The sequence below is a fragment of the Pseudomonas sp. NPDC087614 genome, assembly GCF_044743485.1.
Lineage (GTDB): Bacteria > Pseudomonadota > Gammaproteobacteria > Pseudomonadales > Pseudomonadaceae > Aquipseudomonas > Aquipseudomonas baetica_A.
Genome location: NZ_JBIUWN010000095.1, coordinates 1 through 17,991 on the forward strand (window position 1 = coordinate 1; position 17,991 = coordinate 17,991).

19 protein-coding genes and 2 pseudogenes are annotated in these 17,991 nt (G+C 58.2%); 10 read left to right on the forward strand and 11 right to left on the reverse strand.

Annotated features, from left to right (window positions below; genetic code table 11):
- Nucleotides 1–1,292, forward strand: a pseudogene (locus ACIOWA_RS24590) (hypothetical protein); the annotation flags it as partial.
- A gap of 5 nt (nt 1,293–1,297) precedes the next feature.
- Nucleotides 1,298–1,717 (forward strand): hypothetical protein, encoded by a 420-nt coding sequence (locus ACIOWA_RS24595; protein WP_003222695.1) that lies wholly within the window; start codon nt 1,298–1,300, stop codon nt 1,715–1,717.
- Nucleotides 1,718–1,772: 55 nt separating this feature from the next.
- On the opposite strand, the pseudogene ACIOWA_RS24600 reads toward ACIOWA_RS24595, so the two are convergent.
- Nucleotides 1,773–2,514: pseudogene (locus ACIOWA_RS24600) on the reverse strand (DUF899 domain-containing protein).
- A gap of 175 nt (nt 2,515–2,689) precedes the next feature.
- On the opposite strand from ACIOWA_RS24600, the gene ACIOWA_RS24605 reads away from it, so the two are divergent.
- Complete coding sequence (locus ACIOWA_RS24605) at nt 2,690–3,082, forward strand: transcriptional regulator (protein ID WP_339430786.1); 393 nt, start codon at nt 2,690–2,692, stop codon at nt 3,080–3,082.
- 52 nt (nt 3,083–3,134) lie between these two features.
- Here the strand turns inward: ACIOWA_RS24605 and ACIOWA_RS24610 are convergent, their stop codons facing one another.
- From ACIOWA_RS24610 to ACIOWA_RS24620, 3 genes are all read right to left on the reverse strand, one after another.
- Nucleotides 3,135–4,004, reverse strand: coding sequence for a DUF6279 family lipoprotein (locus ACIOWA_RS24610; protein WP_401162381.1), 870 nt, complete (start codon nt 4,002–4,004; stop codon nt 3,135–3,137).
- A gap of 77 nt (nt 4,005–4,081) precedes the next feature.
- Nucleotides 4,082–4,798: a TorF family putative porin gene (locus tag ACIOWA_RS24615; protein WP_401162383.1), complete on the reverse strand. Its 717-nt coding sequence runs from the start codon at nt 4,796–4,798 to the stop codon at nt 4,082–4,084.
- 209 nt (nt 4,799–5,007) lie between these two features.
- On the reverse strand, nt 5,008–5,196 hold the full coding sequence (locus ACIOWA_RS24620) for a hypothetical protein (RefSeq protein WP_016985943.1): 189 nt from the start codon (nt 5,194–5,196) through the stop codon (nt 5,008–5,010).
- 340 nt (nt 5,197–5,536) lie between these two features.
- On the opposite strand from ACIOWA_RS24620, the gene ACIOWA_RS24625 reads away from it, so the two are divergent.
- From ACIOWA_RS24625 to ACIOWA_RS24635, 3 genes are all read left to right on the forward strand, one after another.
- The gene (locus tag ACIOWA_RS24625; protein ID WP_221733693.1) at nt 5,537–6,373 is read left to right on the forward strand and encodes a S1 RNA-binding domain-containing protein; all 837 of its coding nucleotides are present in this window, start codon (nt 5,537–5,539) and stop codon (nt 6,371–6,373) included.
- Between the two features lie 45 nt (nt 6,374–6,418).
- Nucleotides 6,419–6,823 (forward strand): DUF2177 family protein, encoded by a 405-nt coding sequence (locus ACIOWA_RS24630; protein WP_401162385.1) that lies wholly within the window; start codon nt 6,419–6,421, stop codon nt 6,821–6,823.
- Nucleotides 6,824–7,072: 249 nt separating this feature from the next.
- Nucleotides 7,073–8,002 (forward strand): DMT family transporter, encoded by a 930-nt coding sequence (locus ACIOWA_RS24635; RefSeq protein WP_401162387.1) that lies wholly within the window; start codon nt 7,073–7,075, stop codon nt 8,000–8,002.
- Here ACIOWA_RS24635 and ACIOWA_RS24640 read toward each other — a convergent pair.
- The gene (locus ACIOWA_RS24640) at nt 7,950–9,128 is read right to left on the reverse strand and encodes an MFS transporter (RefSeq protein ID WP_401162389.1); all 1,179 of its coding nucleotides are present in this window, start codon (nt 9,126–9,128) and stop codon (nt 7,950–7,952) included. The genes ACIOWA_RS24635 and ACIOWA_RS24640 overlap by 53 nt on opposite strands.
- A 104-nt stretch (nt 9,129–9,232) precedes the next feature.
- Between ACIOWA_RS24640 and ACIOWA_RS24645 the strand changes: the two genes are divergently transcribed.
- Both ACIOWA_RS24645 and ACIOWA_RS24650 read left to right on the forward strand, forming a co-directional pair.
- The gene (locus tag ACIOWA_RS24645) at nt 9,233–10,126 is read left to right on the forward strand and encodes a LysR substrate-binding domain-containing protein (protein ID WP_401162391.1); all 894 of its coding nucleotides are present in this window, start codon (nt 9,233–9,235) and stop codon (nt 10,124–10,126) included.
- A gap of 142 nt (nt 10,127–10,268) precedes the next feature.
- Nucleotides 10,269–10,397, forward strand: coding sequence for a PA1414 family protein (locus ACIOWA_RS24650; RefSeq protein WP_003184145.1), 129 nt, complete (start codon nt 10,269–10,271; stop codon nt 10,395–10,397).
- An 89-nt stretch (nt 10,398–10,486) separates the two neighbouring features.
- Here the strand turns inward: ACIOWA_RS24650 and ACIOWA_RS24655 are convergent, their stop codons facing one another.
- The 6 genes from ACIOWA_RS24655 to speB all read right to left on the reverse strand — a co-directional run bounded on the left by ACIOWA_RS24655 (nt 10,487) and on the right by speB (nt 16,013).
- A complete protein-coding gene (locus tag ACIOWA_RS24655; RefSeq protein WP_339430780.1) occupies nt 10,487–10,735 on the reverse strand; it encodes an acyl carrier protein in 249 nt (82 codons plus the stop codon).
- A gap of 43 nt (nt 10,736–10,778) precedes the next feature.
- The gene (locus ACIOWA_RS24660) at nt 10,779–11,504 is read right to left on the reverse strand and encodes an MBL fold metallo-hydrolase (protein ID WP_401162393.1); all 726 of its coding nucleotides are present in this window, start codon (nt 11,502–11,504) and stop codon (nt 10,779–10,781) included.
- An 86-nt stretch (nt 11,505–11,590) separates the two neighbouring features.
- Nucleotides 11,591–12,970 (reverse strand): sodium:solute symporter, encoded by a 1,380-nt coding sequence (locus ACIOWA_RS24665; RefSeq protein ID WP_339430778.1) that lies wholly within the window; start codon nt 12,968–12,970, stop codon nt 11,591–11,593.
- Nucleotides 12,971–13,063: 93 nt separating this feature from the next.
- Nucleotides 13,064–14,575 (reverse strand): cytosine permease, encoded by a 1,512-nt coding sequence (locus ACIOWA_RS24670; protein ID WP_339430777.1) that lies wholly within the window; start codon nt 14,573–14,575, stop codon nt 13,064–13,066.
- Between the two features lie 54 nt (nt 14,576–14,629).
- Nucleotides 14,630–15,052 (reverse strand): nuclear transport factor 2 family protein, encoded by a 423-nt coding sequence (locus ACIOWA_RS24675; RefSeq protein WP_339496089.1) that lies wholly within the window; start codon nt 15,050–15,052, stop codon nt 14,630–14,632.
- Nucleotides 15,053–15,062: 10 nt separating this feature from the next.
- A complete protein-coding gene (gene speB, locus ACIOWA_RS24680) occupies nt 15,063–16,013 on the reverse strand; it encodes an agmatinase (RefSeq protein ID WP_339430775.1) in 951 nt (316 codons plus the stop codon).
- A 314-nt stretch (nt 16,014–16,327) separates the two neighbouring features.
- Between speB and ACIOWA_RS24685 the strand changes: the two genes are divergently transcribed.
- Together ACIOWA_RS24685 and ACIOWA_RS24690 are read left to right on the forward strand one after the other, a co-directional pair.
- A complete protein-coding gene (locus ACIOWA_RS24685) occupies nt 16,328–17,221 on the forward strand; it encodes a LysR family transcriptional regulator (RefSeq protein ID WP_090282283.1) in 894 nt (297 codons plus the stop codon).
- Between the two features lie 17 nt (nt 17,222–17,238).
- Nucleotides 17,239–17,835, forward strand: coding sequence for a DTW domain-containing protein (locus ACIOWA_RS24690; RefSeq protein WP_339430774.1), 597 nt, complete (start codon nt 17,239–17,241; stop codon nt 17,833–17,835).
- Nucleotides 17,836–17,991: the final 156 nt, after the last annotated feature.

Below are 17,991 nucleotides of genomic sequence, written 5' to 3' on the forward strand. Positions count from 1 at the left end.
GTGATGTGAACAAGGCCTATGAGATCACCAAGGATGAGGATCATCGCACGACGTTGTATGCGAGCAGTTCCTCCATTGATGCCGTTAGCCATCCGCTGGAGACGCTTGAGCGTTGGGGCGATAACGTCATCAACTTCAAGAAGAACATGCTCGATCAAGCCAAGGCGGGCGCCAGCTTTCTGCAAAATCTGAATCAGGCGATCAATGCCCAGCTTGTTGACATTGATGATGTTTCTCCAACGCTGATCACTGAGTTGGGCAAAGAGCGCGCTCTGGCAGTCACCAAGAACTTCGTTCGACAAGGGCTTGATCCCAACCAGATAAAATCATTGCCTGAGACAGTTTTGAAAGGGCTGTCCGAGTTCGCGAAACAAGCGGCTGATTACGAAAAGCTGGTAGAAAGCTGCACCGCAAACAACACCTGCCCACAAATGACGGCTGATCCGTCAAGCGGCCCAGACAAACCTGGAACTATGACGCTGCCGCCTATTCCGGTTCCCGCAAACCTGATCACTCATGGTCAGTTGGCATTGAATCAAGTTCTGGACTTGATTGATCTCACGAAGGATATGCCGACCGAGAAAATTCAGGCCACCGTTATTGCTGTACAGGCAGTCATGGGGCCGATGAAGTTTCTGTTGAGCATGACCGCCAATGGATTACTCAACGCCGCGTATGGCGACAAAATCGACGAACTGAAAGATCTGGCAGCCATCAAGTTGGCCGCGAAATTACTGGGTGAGAAAGAGGAGGACCTGACGAAGCTCCACGAGACTGCCAAACAAGAGCACGAAGGGGGTAATGAAGAATACAAATACGATGGTGATGGGTATGTTGTCGCTACGCGTTTCCTGATCGATGCGGTACTTGGGGAATTCAAGTCCATTGGGATGAAGGCCGTCACGAGAACGGTTGCGGTCGTCAAAAAGGAACCGGCAGATGTATTGGGCGGTCCGCACAAAGACACCAGTAAGCCAGTAAACGACGGGCTGGACTCGCACCATTGTCCTGCTCAGAAATGCTACAAAGGCGCGCCAATCAGCAGTCGTGATGGTCCTGCCATCAAGATGGATCCAGAGGATCACAAAAACACCGCGAGTTTTGGTCGTTCCGAAGAAGCCAAGGCTTATCGGGACAAGCAGCAAGCGCTGCTCGAAGAGGGTCGCCTGATGGACGCTATTCAGATGGATATCAACGACATCAGAAGTAAGTTTGGCAATAAATATGATGAAGGAATAAAACAAATGTTGGAGTATGCCTCCAAACTAGATCCGCACGATTTCAGGAGGTAGCGGAGGTGGACTTTTCATTCCAGGTGTTCGGAGCGGTAGGGCCGCTGAGTGGAACCTTGTCCAGAATGCAGGTGCGCAGTATTTTGGGCCGGGATTTCGAGGAGTTCAAGAAAACGGCTGCCTCGTTGAACACTACCGATGCATTTGTACGTCACGACCTGCATGTCTTTTACGACGAGCAAGACATAGTAAAAGGTGTGGAGTTTTTCGATAGAAGCGGCGTCTCCTGGCAGGGACACAAACTGGTGGGAGAAAAACTGTTCCCCGTACTGAGTCTGTTCCGCGGTAATGGCATCCAACCCGTCATTGACGATGACGGGTTTGACGTTAGCGAATTTGGCATGAGCTTTTATGTCCCGGACATTGAGGACGGCGAGGATGCATTGATCAAATCCTTGTATATGAACTTGCGTACCGAAAGGTAAGTCACCTTTTGGCTGCGTCGATAGCGGGGACGAACCCCGCTTTTTCCGATTGGGTTCAACCTTCTTTGTCATGACAGCAGTCAGACTTCATTGGCGACTCATACCGATCATGATGTCGCACCCACTCCATGATCTCGTCCTCATTCCTGCCCTTGGGCGTGAGGTCGAGGTAGTTGTAGGCACCGACCAGCATGTCCAGACCGCGGGCATAGGTTGAGTAGGTGTGGAAAATGTCGCCTTTTGCATCACGATAAAACACGCTCAGGCCGGGCATTTCTTCCTCGGCACCTGTCAGTCTTTTCGTAGTTGTACGTAGCCTTTCCTGCAGCAACATCTTCAGCGCGGGCGCAAACACCAAAGTCGTAGTTGAAATCGGAATCGTCTGACGAGACCCAGTCGAATTTCCAGCCCATGCGCCGCTTGAAGGCCTGGAACTGTTCAAACGGGGCGTGGGAAACCGCGACCATGGCGATGTCGTGGTGGGCCAGGTGCAGATTGGCGCCGTCGATGTGGTCGGACAGGAACGAGCAACCCTGGCAGCCTTCCTCCCAATCCTTGGCAAACATGAAGTGGTAAACGATCAATTGGCTGTGTTTGCCGAACAGGTCGGCCAGTTTCAGTTCGCCGTTTGGGCCGTGAAATCGGTAGTCCTTGTCGACTTTGACCCACGGCAATGCGCGGCGTTTGGCGCTGAGGCGGTCGCGTTCCTTGGTGAAGGCCTTTTCGTCGGCCAGATGCTGTTTGCGCGCAGCGAGCCATTCTTCGCGCGATACCACCTGATGATTCTCGACGTTCATGATGATTTCTCCTGCGGGGTTGAAACCGTCTTTGTCAGACTAGTCGTTTAACCCTCGATCAATTCGACAGACCGCCGGTCGGTCGCGGCGTGAAATGCGGCTGAACGGCTGCGGTGTGTCCGGGTCACAAGCTATGACAGCGCCCCAAATCACGCGCACCGGAGGTTGAATCAGGATGACGACTTATAACTGGGATTTGATTGAACGCTTGCTGCATGAAGTGCAGAACAGTGCTGGCGAAAGTTTCGCCCCTCGAAAATACGCCGAGGACTATGCGGCCGAGAAAGCCAGTGCAGGCGAGCCGATCGAGAATCTGGATCACCTGAAAACGGTGGCCTGCGAATATGAAGGCTTGTTGCTTGATCGTGGATTTATCGAACCGCGCCCGGATCATATGGGCAGTACCGGCAGCAATTTCATTCTGACGCCACGCGGATCAAGCCTGCTGAGCCTGATCGACAGCAGCATTCCCGGAAATGATCATCCGCGGCAGGTGCTGGACGAGCAGGGAGATGCGCTGGATGAAGCGACGTTTGATGAGGTGGCTTCCAAGGCGCAGATTGCCTGATAGCCTTTGTGGGAGCGGGCTTGCTCGCTCCCACATTGGTTTGTGGTCTGATTCAAGGTTTTTGTGCGGCCTTGAGGCATTTGAGGTCATTGAAGTCTTTACGCACCCCTTCGATTTTCTTGAGCAACCGCTGACGCTGCTGCGGTGTGCTCTCGGCCATCAGATCCACCGCCAGCGAGCGCGCTTGCGCTTCGGTGTTCGCATAGGCCTTCTGGTAATCCGTTGTCCATAAACGCTCGCGGTTGACCAGAAGTGTCTCGATTCGCTGTGGGAATTCGGTACTTTTACGCTGGGCAACGGCGTTACTGAACTGCTGCTGCCAGTGAGCGCGGTTGGCGATCCATTGGGTGTTCTGGTCGCCCAGCGCGGTCGACCACACCATTACCCGCTGTTCTTGATTGACGCTCAATGGCCCGAGCCAGTCGTTGAGGCGTTTGACCATGCGTGCGCCGCGTTCGGCGATCTGCTGGGCAAGCGGCGGGTTCAAATATTCCCGCTGGCGTTTACGCAAATCCTTGGCAAATGCGTTGTTCATTTCCGCGACCTGTTTGTCATCCAAGCCTTGCAGCAACTCGATGGCTGACGGAGTGATTTCCCGTGCGGTTTGAGCAATCGCCTGCTTGGCTTCTTCCGTGCGTGTCTGCAGCGCGGTGTCGGTCACCTGATTGTTTTCAACCATCGTTTGCAGGCGGTCGAGCCAGTCCAGATACTCTGGCAATTGCGTGCTGCAGTGCCAGCTCAGGTGTTCTTTGAGGCGTTCGTTGAACCAGCCTTTCTGCTCGCCGTTCATGTCCAGGTAGTCGCTGAGCGTCCACGGGATGATCACGTCGAGGTTGCGATAAGCCAGGCCGACGCGGCTGCAGGCGCCGAGGGCAAGGGTGAAGATCAAGAGGGTAGCGATATGTTTGAACCAGCGAGACATGGGCGAATCCTTGCGATAGCCAGCCTTGGGGATCTGATTCTTATGTGAACGCACAATGAACCCGGCAGTTCAGCCGCTCAATAGAATGCGTGCTCGGCCTTGAATGTGACGAGGCCGTCACACTGGCTGTTGTGTCCGGAGTAGGCCGAGCAATCGCTGCCGCTGAGGCTGGAGTTGCTGTAGATCAGGTTGAGATCGACGCCCATTAACGGCCGGGACAGCTTCACCGACCAATCGGTAAAGCTGCTGACATAACCGCCGTCAACGGCCACGGGCGTGTTCAACTGGTGGGTGGTGTATTTCATGCTGACGCCGATGCCGAACGGTTGGTTGCCGCCAAGATCGGCAAACAACGTGTTGTTCTGTTTGTCCGGGTCGTGGCTCAGGGCGATGCCGAAACGGCTGCCGAGCAGGGTCAGGCCACCGAACAGTTCCTGGCTGTCGAGGGTGTCTACCTCGGGATAGCTGTAGTGGATCATCCCGATTTCATAGCCGAGGGTTTGATCGAAAGGTTGTTTAAAACCGACATAGGAATCGATTTCGAGGTTCTTGCCCGGCGTGATGCCCATGCTCGGCGCGTACTGGCCGAAATACAGGCCGCTGTCGTGGCTGAGGTCGAGCCCGCCATGAAACGAGCCAGCGACCGCCGGTTTGACCAGGCCCTGGGCCATGCTGCGGCTGGGTGTGGTGTCGAGTTTCAGGTCGAAGTCGCCAAGTTCACGCTGGAAAACCTGCGCATGCACAGCTGTGCAAGCCATCAGGCTTGAGAGCAATAAACAGGATGATTTGCGCATGCGTCACTCCATGAACAGCGAGCGCAGGGCGGCGGGCCTGCTGAAACGCTTGATCCAGACGCGTGCAAGGATACCGGCGAATGATCGGCATTGATGTCCGTTCGTCGATTTATGAGTATTTGTTTGTTTTAATCGGGGGGAGTATTGCGTGGTGCCAGTCCAGACGCTTCGAAGCTCAAAGCGCCTCTGGACGGGGGTAAAACCGGGTGTTACTTCTTGCCCAGGCTGATCTGCTTGGACGGGCCGAACGTCTGGCCGCTGACGCCTTTGGCAATTTGCTGAATCTCGCCGCCAGACTTGAGGAACGCGGCGATCTGATCGTTGATCGATTCGCTGGTTTCAACGGCTGGAGCTGGCTTTGCTTTGCTGGTGGATGCTTTTACACGCATGGCGGCCATTAACCTGTAGAAAAGTAACTCGGCCGGGCATCGTACAGGAATAACTTGACAATAGCTTGTTAAATATCCCCCGGAATAACCCGCCCCGTGACGGCATTACGCTCGATTCAATACTCGGAATAATCGGCTAACCTGCTGTTTTAAATAACATCATTTATATCCCGCCGGGCTGTGGCGAGCTGCCGTAATGCGCCAAACCGGCCTGACGAGCGGCAACCCGCGCAGCCGAGCCCAAGGAAAATCAAGGCTTTGCGCAGATTTTACTGAAACCTGGGAATCTGCCGGCCATCGTTCACGGCAAAACGGGTAGAATGCCGCCCACGCAATGAGGGTTCTGGAAATGGCTTTAGTCGGGCGTTACAACAGTTTGCAAGTGGTTAAACACACTAACTTCGGTTTATATCTGGACGGCGGTGCTGACGGCGAAATTCTTTTGCCTAATCGTTATATCCCGAAAGATATTCCCAGCGAAGATGAAGACTGGCTCAACGTTTTTGTTTATCTGGACAGCGAAGACAAACTTCTCGCTACCACAGAAAAACCAAAAGTTCAGGTGGGTGAATTTGCCAGTCTGAAAGTTGTTGAAGTCAACAGCATCGGTGTGTTCCTCGATTGGGGGCTGCCGAAGGATCTGTTGCTGCCGTATTCCGAAGAAAAGCGTCAGATGACGGCCGGCGAATATTGCGTGGTGCACGTCTACCTCGACAAACACACCCGTCGTATCACCGCCACCGCGCGGCTGGATCGCTATCTCGACAAGACCCCTGCCAACTACAGCCAGGGCCAGGAAGTTGATCTGCTGGTCGCCGAAGCCACCGATATGGGCTTCAAGGCGATCATCAACAACAAGCACTGGGGTTTGATCCACAAGAACGAAATCTTCAAGTTCATGCGCGCCGGCATGATCGAGAAAGGCTTCATCAAAGAAGTGCGCGCCGACGGCAAGATCAGCCTGAGCCTGCAACCGGTTGGCCAGGAAGCGGCCAGCAGCCTGAACTCGAAAATCCTCGCCAAGTTGCGCGAGAACGCCGGCACACTGCCGGTCAGCGACAAGAGCGACCCGGTGTTGATCACTAGCCTGTTTGGCGTCAGCAAAGGCAACTTCAAGAAGGCTATCGGTTCGCTGTACAAGGAAGGCAAGATCGTCATTCATGCCGATCGCATTGAACTAACCTGAGCCTTGCGTGGCCCATGTTTCATGGGCTTACTTGAGGTCGGTTGAATGAAAAAAGCGCTGATTGCCTATGTCGCCACGCTGGTGACGTTTCTGTTGCTCGACGGCATCTGGCTCGGCCTGTTGATGGCGCCGACCTATCGTGAACTGCTCGGTTCACTGATGCTCGAAAAACCGCTGCTGGTTCCGGCAGCGGTTTTTTATTGGCTGTACGTTTTCGGGTGTGTGGTGTTTGTGGTGTTGCCGGCATCGAGTTGGCAGCGGGCAGCGAAGATGGGCGCGTTGTTGGGGCTGGTGGCGTATGGCACGTATGACCTGACCAATTGGGCGACATTGCGCGGATGGTCGGTGCAGGTGACGTTGATGGATTGGATGTGGGGGGCGTTTGCCACCGCTGTGGCGTGTACTGTCGGGTTTTCGGTGGCTCGCAGGTTATGCGATTCGCATCATTGATCTTTATTGTCTGAACGGGCCTCTTCGCGGGCAAGCCCGGCTCCCACCGTGATTGATGTCGTTCACGAGTCCTGCGTTCGACACAAACATCTGTGGGAGGCACTGTCTTCACCAGCCATTCACTGCTGACGCAATGGAAGAATTAAATGTCTTTTCCGGACGGTTTTTTCTGTCTGGCTGACTGATAATCCTCGGCACTGTTTTTGACCATTGGATGGCTGCCATGTTGTGTGTGTTCGAGGTGTTGCGGTGAGTGCCGAGCGGCGCAATGCCGACCGTTTTGCCTTGCAGGTGATGATCGGCCTGTGTCTGATCTGGGGCGTGCAGCAAGTGATGATCAAGTGGGCCGCACCGGATATCGCGCCGGTGATGCAGGCAGCCGGGCGGTCAGGGATTTCCGCGTTGCTGGTAGGCTTGCTCATCTGCTGGAAGGGTGGCTGGGATCAGGTCGGCAGCACCTGGCGCGGCGGTTTGCTGGCCGGTGCACTGTTCGGCCTGGAGTTCTTCTTTATCAGCGAAGGTTTGCAACTGACCACCGCTGCGCACATGTCGGTGTTCCTCTACACCGCGCCGATCTTCACCGCGCTGGGCGTGCATTTTCTGTTGGCCAGTGAGCGTCTGCGGCCCTTGCAGTGGCTGGGGATTGTGTTGGCATTCATCGGCATTGTGCTGGCCTTCGCCGGCGGTGTGTCGTGGGATAACATCGACCGTCGCATGTTGCTGGGCGATGCCTTCGGTGTGTTGGCCGGCGCCTGTTGGGGCGCGACCACCGTGGTGGTGCGCGCCTCACGCCTGTCGGATGCTCCGGTGACACTGACCCTGTTCTATCAGTTGATCGTCGGCTTCATCGGCCTGTTGTTGATCGCGTTGTTCAGCGGCCAGATCACCCATGTCAGCCTGACCTCCGTGGCGGTGGCCAGTGTGCTGTTCCAGGGGCTGGTGGTGTCGTTCTTCAGTTATCTGGTGTGGTTCTGGCTGTTGCGCCGTTATCTGGCGGCGAATCTGGCGGTGTTCTCATTCATGACGCCGCTGTTCGGGGTCACCTTCGGTGTGTTGCTGCTCGGCGAGCGACTGAGCCTGAACTTCATCATCGGCGCGGTACTGGTGTTGCTCGGCATCACTTTCGTCAGCGCTGAGCCGTGGTTGCGTCGGCGTTTGCGCAAAGCGCTCGGCCAGTAGTAGTCGATTGCATCGCCAGTCCGCCGGCAATCAACAAACCGCATCCGGCGATGACCAGCGCCGGCTGCAAGCCACCGCTGAAATGGCTGCTCAACGCGGCCAATAACGGGCCGCTGAGTTGGCCGACGGCGAAGCAAGCGGTGAGCATGCCAGCGTTGCGCTGGATGGTGTGGGGCGCCAGTTCCCGCGAGCGTTGCATGACTAGCTGCATGCAGGCCAGGAACGGCGTGCCGCACAGGATGACGCCCAGTGCCAGGCCCCAACCGCTGCCCGACAGGCAGGCAAAAACACCGGCCGCTTGCAGCCACAACGTCGCCATCAACCAGTGACGCGTGGTCCGAGGATCGTGACGGCGCAGACTCACCAGCAGCACCCCGATGGCCGCGCCCAGGCCGAAGCACGGCCAGAGCAAATCTGCCTGCCATTGCCCATGAAACTGCGCGGTGGCCATCTGCGACAGGAATGTGGCCGGGATGATGTAGCCGAGGCCGTAGAGTGCGTAAATCAGCGCCAACCGACCAATGCCACGACTCGACGGACTGACGGAGGTTGCCGCAATGGTCTTGGCGGCGGTTGGTTGCGGCAGCAGGCGCCACACCCCCAGCATCATTACCAACGCGGCTGCGGCATAAATCAGCCACAACGTCGCGGACGTCTGGTTCAGCAGATGTGAGACCAGCGCCAGCAACCCTGTCAGAAAAATCCCCAGCCCCGGTCCGGCAAATACCAAGGCCCCAAGCCGTGGACGACCGGCCGCCGCCAGCGGCTGACTCAGCGAGGTGATCATCACCAAGACCCAGGCACTCGCCACGCCGGTGCCAAAGCGCAAAACCAGATGCGACCAGAAGCCGTCAGCCCAGAACGAGGCCAGTGTCAGCAGCACGCACAACCACAGACCGCCGTGCAGTCGGCGCTGAACCTGTTGCGGACGGTGGGCAAACATCGCGTCCACGGCACCGAGCAAGTATCCGAGGTAGTTGGCCGCCGCAATCAGACCGGCGGCAGTCAGGTCGATCTGTCCCTCGCTGAGCAGGTGCGGCATTTGTGGAGTGAGGGCGAAACGCCCGATGCCCATGGCCAGCATCAGGGCAACGAAACAAGCGGATAAGCGAATCAGCGGCGACATGGTCTGGATTCCATTGAAAGAGTAACGACCGTCAGGCTAGGACTGATTGACTTTCTTTAAAATTGAATAATAGTGATTAACTTGTTCTGTTCTGGAGAAAGGTTGTGGAGTTCAGCCAACTGCGGATCTTTCAGGCGGTTGCCGAGGAAGGTTCGATCACTCGCGCGGCCGAACGGCTGCATCGCGTGCCATCGAACCTGTCGACTCGGCTTAAACAGCTCGAGGAGCAAATGGGTGTCGAATTGTTCGTTCGTGAGCGTCAGCGTTTGCAACTGTCGCCTGCGGGAAAAGTCCTGCTGGACTACACCGGCAAACTCTTTGCCCTAAGGGATCAGGCCAGTGCGGCGGTGATGGGCGGACAACCGGCCGGGGACTTTGTGCTCGGCACCATGTACAGCACGGCGGCGATCCATCTGCCGGCGTTGCTGGCGCGTTATCACAAGCAATACCCGGCGGTGAACCTGCAAGTGCAGTCGGCGCCGAGCGGTGAACTGCTCGAAGGCCTGCTTACCGGACGTCTGGATGCCGCGCTGGTGGACGGCCCGCTCGAACTGGCCGGGCTCGACGGCGTGCCGCTGTGCGAGGAGCGGCTGGTGCTGATTACCGAAGCTGATCATCCGCCGGTTTACAGTGCGCGGGATGTAGAAGGGCGCTCGGTGTTCACCTTTCGCCAGGGTTGCTCCTATCGCATGCGTCTGGAGGCATGGTTCTCTCACTCGCATGCGGCGATGGGACGGGCGATGGAGATCGAGTCCTATCAGGGCATGCTCGCCTGCGTGATTGCCGGCAGCGGTGTGGCGCTGATGTCGGAGTCGATGCTGGCCAGTTTGCCTGGGCGCGAGAGCGTCGCGGTGCATCCGCTGGCCGAACCGTTCGAGCGTGCGACAACGTGGCTCATGTGGCGCAAGGGCATGCTGGGCGCCAACCTCAATGCGTGGATTGAAGTGCAGCAGGCCGTCTATCCTGCGGCTCTGGTTGAAACCCGTGAAACGGCTTGAACCGATGGCAACGGATTCTGTTCTATTCAGTAACAGATCATTGCGGATTAGGCCGAGCATTGCGCAGGACTTCGGACTATTATCAGTGCGAGGCGGCCCCAGAATTCCGGTCGCTCGGCACCACCCTGAAGGGGGCATTACGATGAAAGAGAAAATTCAGAATTGGCTGCACGATTTGGGTGTTGCCCTCGGCTTGATCGAACCGCCTCTGCAACCGGTACCGATTCGCACAGACGACGAACAGCGTCGGCGTCAGCCGCGTCGGCGGTAATGCCTCATTAATTGATCGAGAGATCGCAGCCTTCGGCGGGTCCCACACAGAGCGGTGTGGGACCTGCCGAAGGCTGCGATCTTTTGCATTCAGTGCCGCGCAATCATCAGTAAAAACCGGCTCAAGTCATTCGCGGTCTTCGCAGTCTTGAGCAGTTGATCTTCTTCGGCGGTGAATGCCGTCAGTCCGAATTCATCCTCCAGATGAAAAATCAGATCCTCGATATCCGCTTTCTCCAGTCCCAATTGCACCAGACGGGTGTGGTCATCGAATTCGCGGTTTTCCAGCAGTCGGCGAATGAACCGATGCACAGCGGCACGCACGGCAGCTCTTCTCATGGCAAACAGTTCTAGTCATTGTTTTGCTTGATTACAGCAGGCCTCACTGATGTCGGCGCAACCATTCGTCAATCATCAAGCGCAAATGCTCACCGGAAAAACTGCCGAAGTGTCCACCATGCACGGTACGGATCGGTAACGCCTGCAAACGTCGCAGACTGGCGGCGTAATCGTCCAGATTCGAATGGTAGGCGTCTTCGATCAGCGGCCCGTCGTAGATGATGTCGCCACTGAACAGTGTTTGTGTCGCCGCTTCAAACAGGCTGATCCCGCCCGGCGAATGCCCCGGCGTGTGCAGCACCTGCAACGTGCGGTTGCCCAGATCCAGCACATCCCCGTTTTCGACAAACCCGGTCGCCGGTGCCGCTTTGACCCTATATTCGGCGTAGCACAGCGGACAATCCGGGTGTGCTTCGAACATGTCATCGCCGACGAAAGCTCGGCTCAAATCGTTTTCACCATCCGGCGCGGCAAGGATGTCGGCCTCGGCAGGGTGCACCAGCCGCTCGGCAAACTCGTGATGGCCTGCAATGTGGTCGAAATGGCAATGGCTGGCCACGGCCACTAGTGGCCGCTCGGTCAGCCATGGCAGTTGCTCGCGCAGGCTGACCAGCCCTGAACCACTGTCGAGCAACAAATCCTTGTCGCGGCCCTGAACGTGCCACAGGTTGCAGCGGTAGAACGGGCGGATGTACGGCTCGTGAATCAGGCGGATGCCGTCACTCAGGGTTTGCACTTCGAACCACTGATCGCGAGAAACAATCTTCATCAGTACATTCCTTAAAACGAAAAAAAACGGGTGTGGCAACCGACGCCACACCCGTCGAAGAAAGCATCAAGTGGTTACATCAAAGCTTATAGCGCACTCGCCACCATCGCAGGGCGGCGCGAGAACAGGCTGACCAGCACGAAACTTGCCAGGCTGATACCCAGGCTGTAATAGATCGGCGAGTTGGCGTCCATCCCGTCCTTGAACATGAAGATCAAGGAGGTGGCGAAACCCAGGGTCATCGCACTGATCGCGCCTGCGGTGGTCGCGCGTTTCCAGAAAATCGCCCCCATCAATGGAATCAGCATGCCGCCGACCAGAAGGTTGTAGGCCAGGGTCAGGGCACTGATGACGTCATTGACCACCAGTGCGATGCCCAGCACCGCAACGCCGGTCAACAGGGTAAACAGGCGGCTGACGGCCACGCTGGATTGTTTACCGCCGCGCAGTTTTGGCAGCAGGTCTTCCGTCAGCGTGGTGGATGCGGCGAGCAGGCCGGCGCTGGCGGTGGACATCATCGCGGCCAGTGCAGCAGCGATCACCAGACCCCGGATGCCGTCCGGCAGCGAGACTTTGACGATGGCGGCGAAGGCGTTGTTGACGTTGTCCAGATCCGGGATCAGGACGTGTGCAGCCATGCCGATCAGGGCGCAGACCAGGCCGTAGATGATGCAGTAGATGCCGGCCGAAGTGCCGGCGTACTTCGCAACTTTCTCGCTTTTGGCGGTGAATACACGCTGCCAGATGTCCTGACCGATCAGGATGCCGAAGAAGTAGATCATGAAGTAGGTAATGATCGTGTCCCAGCCGATGCTGGTGAAGCTGAAGCTGGCGGCCGGCAATTGCGCCACCAGTTGATCCCAGCCACCGACGCGGTACAGGCAGATCGGCAGCAGCAGGAACATCAGGCCGACGGTCTGGATGGCGAACTGGACGATGTCGGTCAGGGTCAGCGACCACATACCGCCGATGGTCGAATAGATCACGACGATGCCGCCACCCAGCAGCACAGACATCCAGAACGGCAAGCCGAACAGCACTTGCAACACGGTGCCGATCGCCAGGATCGAGGTCACGCCGATCATCAAGGCGTAGGCCAGCATGATGGTGGCGCTGGCGGTACGAGCCATCGGGTTGTAGCGTTTTTCCAGCACCTGGGTGACGGTAAACACTTTCAGTTTCAGCAGTGGCTTGGCGAGGAACAGGTTCAGCGCAACGATGCCGCAACCCAGTGCTGCGCACAGCCAGAACCCGGAAATACCGTGCACATAACCCAAACGCACGGTGCCGACGGTGGACGCGCCACCCAGTACAGTTGCGGCCATGGTGCCCATGTACAGGCTCGGGCCCAGGTTACGACCGGCGACCAGATAGTCTTCGTGGGTCTTGGCTTTGCGCATGCCGTAATAGCCCAGAATCAGCATCGCGGCGGCGTAGATGAGTACGACGATTAAATCCAAAGCCATGATGGCGTGTCTCCGATTGTCTTTTTTATGTGAGGCTCGAATCGATTTGCCCTTGTGGGAGCGGGCCCGCGCCCACAGGGGTTATGTGTTTCTTCAGGCGGCCTGGCGCAACGACGCTTTAGCCGGCGCGTTTGCGCCCTGGTTTCGGGCATCCTGCGGGCCGAACACGTCGCGCGGTTCCGGGAACAGGCGCAGTAGCGTCAGGTACACCACCGAAGCCAGGCCGAGGGTGACGGGCAGGCTGATGTCGATGCCGCCGGCCATTTCACCCAGCGGGCCGACGAACTGCCCCGGCAGGTTGACGAAGCACAGGCCGACCGCCGCACTCGGGATCCAGGCGCCCAGGCCACGCCAGTTCCAGCCGTGACTGAACCAGTAGCGTCCGCCCTGTTCGCCGCGCGTGAACACTTGCAGGTCGTCCGGGCAGTAGAAGCCACGACGCACCAGCAGGCCGATGATCATGATCACCATCCACGGCGTAGTGCAGGTGATGATCAGCACGGCGAATGTCGACACGCTCTGCACCAGGTTCGCCGCAAAGCGCCCGATGAAGATGAAGGCAATCGACAGCACGCCGATCAGCAACGTCGCCTTGACCCGCGACAGTACGCGAGGGAACACGCTGGACATGTCCAGCCCGGTGCCATACAGCGATGTGGTGCCGGTGGACATGCCGCCGATCACCGCAATCAGGCACACCGGCAGGAAGAACCAGCTCGGCGACACCGCCAGCAGACCACCGACATAGTTGTTCGCCGCGATGTAGTCCGGCGCCTTGATCGCGACGATGGTCGCGGTGGCCAGGCCGAACAGGAACGGGATGAACGTGGCGATCTGCGACAGCACGACGGCGGCCATGATCCGCTGCTTGGAGGTGTCACGCGGGATGTAGCGCGACCAGTCGCCGAGGAACGCGCCGAAGGAAATCGGGTTGCTCATGGCCACCAGTGCGGCGCCGATGAACGCGGCCCAGAAACCGGGCTGACCGAGACTGACCGTGCCGGCGTATTGCGCGTCGAAAGGAGCGGCGAAAGCGACCGCGCCCAGCAGAAACAGCAGGCTGGCGCTCCATACCGCGATCTTGTTCACCCACAGCAAAAAGCGGAAGCCATAGATGCACACGGTCAGTACCAGGATCGCGAACAGGCCGTAGGCCAAACCCAGGGTCAGGTCGGTTTCCGGCAAGCCTATCAAGCGTTTCGCACCGCCAATTAGCGCATCCCCCGAACTCCACACCGAGAGCGAGAAGAATGCGATGGCGGTCAACAGCGACAGAAACGAGCCGACGATCCGCCCGTGCACGCCGAAATGCGCACCGGACGACACGGCATTGTTGGTGCCATTGAGCGGGCCGAACAGGCCCATCGGTGCGAGGATCAGCGAGCCCAGCAGCACGCCCGAGACAATCGCCCAGACGCCAGCCTGAAACGACAGGCCGAACAGCACCGGGAAGCTGCCGAGCACGGCGGTGGCAAAGGTGTTGGAACCACCGAAGATCATCCGGAACAAATCCGTCGGGCCTGCGGTGCGTTCGTTGTCCGGGATCTGTTCGACCCCGTGGGTTTCAATTTGCGTAAGGCTTTGGTCGTTGTTGTTGTTATTCATGATCTGCTCCGATCATAAAGGCGCGCGCATCGTGCGTGAGCGTCACCTGTTTGGCTAAGGGGATGGCAGCCCTTCCGGCATCGCGGATAAATGTTCATGACAGGCCAGCCAAAGGCCTTGTTGTTCTAGGCTCGACGCTTGTTTCTTGAAAACAATCGTCTCGCGCTCCTGGCTGAAGTGTTGCTCCCCTTGCATGCGCAGCTCGGTGGCCACGTCATGGATGAAAATCGCCACGTCACCTTGCAGGCTGACGAAGGCGTTGCTCGACGTGCACGAGAGCACTTCAAAGCCATCCTCGGCGCGCCAGTTGTCCCACAACGCCTGATAGGCGTCGCGCGACAGCAGCGGCTGTTCGAGGGTGTAGAACACGAAACTCGCATCAGCGCTGAACGCGCCGAAGTAAGCCTCGCGATCGTTACGGGCGAAGGCGCACACCAGCTCGGCGGCCGCTTTCAATACCTGATCACGTTCGCTCATGACCCGACCCTCAGCGGTGAACTACGCCAGGCAGTACGCAGAGCATTTCGTACAGCAGGTTGGCGGCCAGCAGCGAGGTGTTACCGGTGGTGTCGTAAGCGGGCGAAACTTCTACCAGATCGCAACCGATCAGGTCGAGGCCTTGGCAGCCGCGAACGATTTCAATCGCCTGAATGGTCGTCAGACCGCCGATTTCCGGGGTGCCGGTGCCAGGCGCCCAGGCCGGGTCGATGCCGTCGATGTCAAAGCTCAGGTACACCGGACCGCCGCCGACTTTCTCCCGCACTTCGGCCATCAGCGGTGCCAGCGACTTGTGCCAGCACTCTTCGGCCTGCACCACGCGGAAACCCTGATCACGGCTCCAGTTGAAGTCGTCAGCGGTGTAACCCTGCGCGCGCAAACCAATCTGCACCACACGATCGCAGTCCAGAAGACCTTCTTCGACGGCGCGACGGAAGGTGGTGCCGTGGGCGATTTTCTCGCCGAACATGTGATCGTTGACGTCAGCGTGGGCGTCGATGTGTACCAGACCGACCTTGCCGTGTTTCTTGTGGATGGCACGCAGGATCGGCAGGGTGATGGTGTGGTCGCCACCCAGGGTCATCGGGATGACGTTGTGCTCGAGGATGTTGTCGTAGGCTTCTTCGATGATGCGCACGGCGTCGAGCAGGTTGAAGGTGTTGATCGCCACGTCACCGATGTCGGCCACCGACAGCGAGTCGAACGGCGCGGCGCCGGTGGCCATGTTGTAAGGGCGGATCATCACCGATTCGGTGCGGATTTCACGTGGCCCGAAGCGGGTGCCGGGGCGCAGCGAAGTGCCGATGTCCAGCGGCACGCCAACGAAGGCAGCGTCCAGGCCGGCAGCGCTCGGTACATGGGGGAGTCGGAGCATGGTGGCGATGCCGCCGAAGCGCGGCATTTCGTTGCCGCCCAGTGGTTGGTGAAGAATTTTGTCCACGGGTAGGGCCTCATCGTCTTGTTTTATTTATGTCGGCGCGCCGGCTGGCGGGCACCGCTGTGGGCCGATTCTGCGAAATGCAGGGGTGGGGAAGAATCGCTACGGGCAAATACTTAGTTCAGATTTTTCTAAACTAACGGCGAGGCTGAAGATAGACTCGTTGTCGTTCACCGGGGTGAACATGGCGCCTCAGTGGGAGCGGGCTTGCTCGCGAATACGGTGTGTCAGGCAACGTGGATGTCGGATGGCCCGACGCTTTCGCGAGCAAGCCCGTTCCCACATTTACGGTGTGTCGACACAAACCTGGAGTAGACATGGCCAACGCTTTACCCGACCTGAAACTGTTGCGCATCTTCGTCAGCGTGGTGCGTCATCAGGGTTTCGCCAACGCGCAGCAGGAACTCAACCTGTCGACCTCGGCGATCAGCACCTACATGAGCCAGCTCGAAGCCGCGCTCGGTCTGGTGCTGTGCCATCGCGGCCGTGGCGGCTTCAGCCTGACCAGCAAGGGTGAGCTGTTCCATCAGGAAACCCTGCGCCTGCTCGGCGAACTTGAAGGTTTCGAGCAATACGCCGCTGCGCTCAAGGGCGAACTGCGCGGCACACTCAACCTCGGCGTGATCGATTCCACGGTCAGCGACAAAGCGCTGCCGTTCGCCGAAGCCATCGGCGCCTACAGCCAGGAACACCCGGCGGTGCATTTGCACCTGTCGGTGATGAGCCCTTACGAACTGCAACTCGGCGTACAGGACAACCGCCTCGATCTGGCGATCGGCGCGTTCTCCACACGCATGAGCGGTCTGGTCTACATGCCGCTGTACCGCGAGCAGCACTGGCTGTATTGCAGCAGTCGCCACCCGTTGTTCAACGAACGGCGCATTCCCGAGCAAGTCATCACTCAGCAACGCATGGTCGGTCGCGGCTACTGGAGCCAGGCGGAACTGGCACGTCACGGCTTCAAACACAGCGCCGCCACCGTGGAAAGTATGGAAGCGCAGCTGATTCTGGTGCTGTCCGGCGCCTACATCGGGTATCTGCCGGAACACTACGCTCAGGCCTGGGCCGACAAGGGTGATTTGCGCGTGTTGCTGCCAGCGACTTTCGGTTATCAGGCGCCGTTTTCGATGATCATGCGCCGTGGCCGAAGCCGCGAGCCGTTGATTCAGACGTTCCGCGATTTGCTCAAAGCCCAGCTCAATCAGGCGTAGCTCGAAGGAAAAGAAGTATGTCCAGACCCCAATGCCCGCGCTGCCTGCGCCCACAAACCCATTGCCTGTGCGCGCTGATTCCGCGTCTCGATAGCCGCACCCGAGTGTTGGTGTTGCAGCATCCCAGCGAGGTCAATCATGCGCTCAATACTGCGCGCTTGGCGGCGCTGGGTTTGACCAACGCCGAGCTGATCGTGGGTGAGGTGTTCGAGGATTTACCGACGCTGTTGAATCAACCGGGCTATCAGGCGCGGTTGTTGTTTCCGGCGGACGATGCGCAGGTGATGCAGGCCTATGGTGAGTCTGATCAACCGCTGTTGCTGGTCGTGCCCGATGGCACCTGGCGCAAGGCGCGCAAAATGCTCCATCTCAATCCGCTGCTGGCGGCGTTGCCACGGGTGACGCTGGCAGAGGGCGGGGTGTCGCGCTATCGGTTGCGCAAGGCCCCAGGGCCGGGAGCGTTGTCGACGGTTGAGGCGATTGTGCAGGCATTGCACACGCTGGAAGCACCGGCCTCGTTTGAGCCATTGCTCAAGCCGTTTGAAGCGTTGATCGAGGGGCAGATAGCGGCGATGGGGGAGGAGACCTTTCAGAAGAACCATGGCGAAAGATAGGTGTTGATAATGCCGGCCTTTTCGCGAGCAAGCCCGCTCCCACAGGGGGAACGCATTCCAAAATGTGGGAGATTCTATGGTTCATGCCTAGCCCCTAAACCGCTTTAGGGGAGTATTCGCTCTGGTTTTTCAACAGAGCAAATACCACCCGGGCAA

What these genes read in the sequence shown, in the direction of transcription:
- ACIOWA_RS24690 (WP_339430774.1), top strand. Translation starts at nt 17,239, where the DNA reads ATGTCCAGACCCCAATGCCCGCGCTGCCTGCGCCCACAAACCCATTGC.
- ACIOWA_RS24605 (WP_339430786.1), top strand. Translation starts at nt 2,690, where the DNA reads ATGACGACTTATAACTGGGATTTGATTGAACGCTTGCTGCATGAAGTG.
- ACIOWA_RS24650 (WP_003184145.1), top strand. Translation starts at nt 10,269, where the DNA reads ATGAAAGAGAAAATTCAGAATTGGCTGCACGATTTGGGTGTTGCCCTC.
- ACIOWA_RS24655 (WP_339430780.1), bottom strand. Translation starts at nt 10,735, where the DNA reads ATGAGAAGAGCTGCCGTGCGTGCCGCTGTGCATCGGTTCATTCGCCGA.
- ACIOWA_RS24625 (WP_221733693.1), top strand. Translation starts at nt 5,537, where the DNA reads ATGGCTTTAGTCGGGCGTTACAACAGTTTGCAAGTGGTTAAACACACT.
- ACIOWA_RS24620 (WP_016985943.1), bottom strand. Translation starts at nt 5,196, where the DNA reads ATGGCCGCCATGCGTGTAAAAGCATCCACCAGCAAAGCAAAGCCAGCT.
- ACIOWA_RS24660 (WP_401162393.1), bottom strand. Translation starts at nt 11,504, where the DNA reads ATGAAGATTGTTTCTCGCGATCAGTGGTTCGAAGTGCAAACCCTGAGT.
- ACIOWA_RS24615 (WP_401162383.1), bottom strand. Translation starts at nt 4,798, where the DNA reads ATGCGCAAATCATCCTGTTTATTGCTCTCAAGCCTGATGGCTTGCACA.
- ACIOWA_RS24630 (WP_401162385.1), top strand. Translation starts at nt 6,419, where the DNA reads ATGAAAAAAGCGCTGATTGCCTATGTCGCCACGCTGGTGACGTTTCTG.
- ACIOWA_RS24640 (WP_401162389.1), bottom strand. Translation starts at nt 9,128, where the DNA reads ATGTCGCCGCTGATTCGCTTATCCGCTTGTTTCGTTGCCCTGATGCTG.
- ACIOWA_RS24665 (WP_339430778.1), bottom strand. Translation starts at nt 12,970, where the DNA reads ATGGCTTTGGATTTAATCGTCGTACTCATCTACGCCGCCGCGATGCTG.
- ACIOWA_RS24675 (WP_339496089.1), bottom strand. Translation starts at nt 15,052, where the DNA reads ATGAGCGAACGTGATCAGGTATTGAAAGCGGCCGCCGAGCTGGTGTGC.
- ACIOWA_RS24610 (WP_401162381.1), bottom strand. Translation starts at nt 4,004, where the DNA reads ATGTCTCGCTGGTTCAAACATATCGCTACCCTCTTGATCTTCACCCTT.
- ACIOWA_RS24670 (WP_339430777.1), bottom strand. Translation starts at nt 14,575, where the DNA reads ATGAATAACAACAACAACGACCAAAGCCTTACGCAAATTGAAACCCAC.
- ACIOWA_RS24685 (WP_090282283.1), top strand. Translation starts at nt 16,328, where the DNA reads ATGGCCAACGCTTTACCCGACCTGAAACTGTTGCGCATCTTCGTCAGC.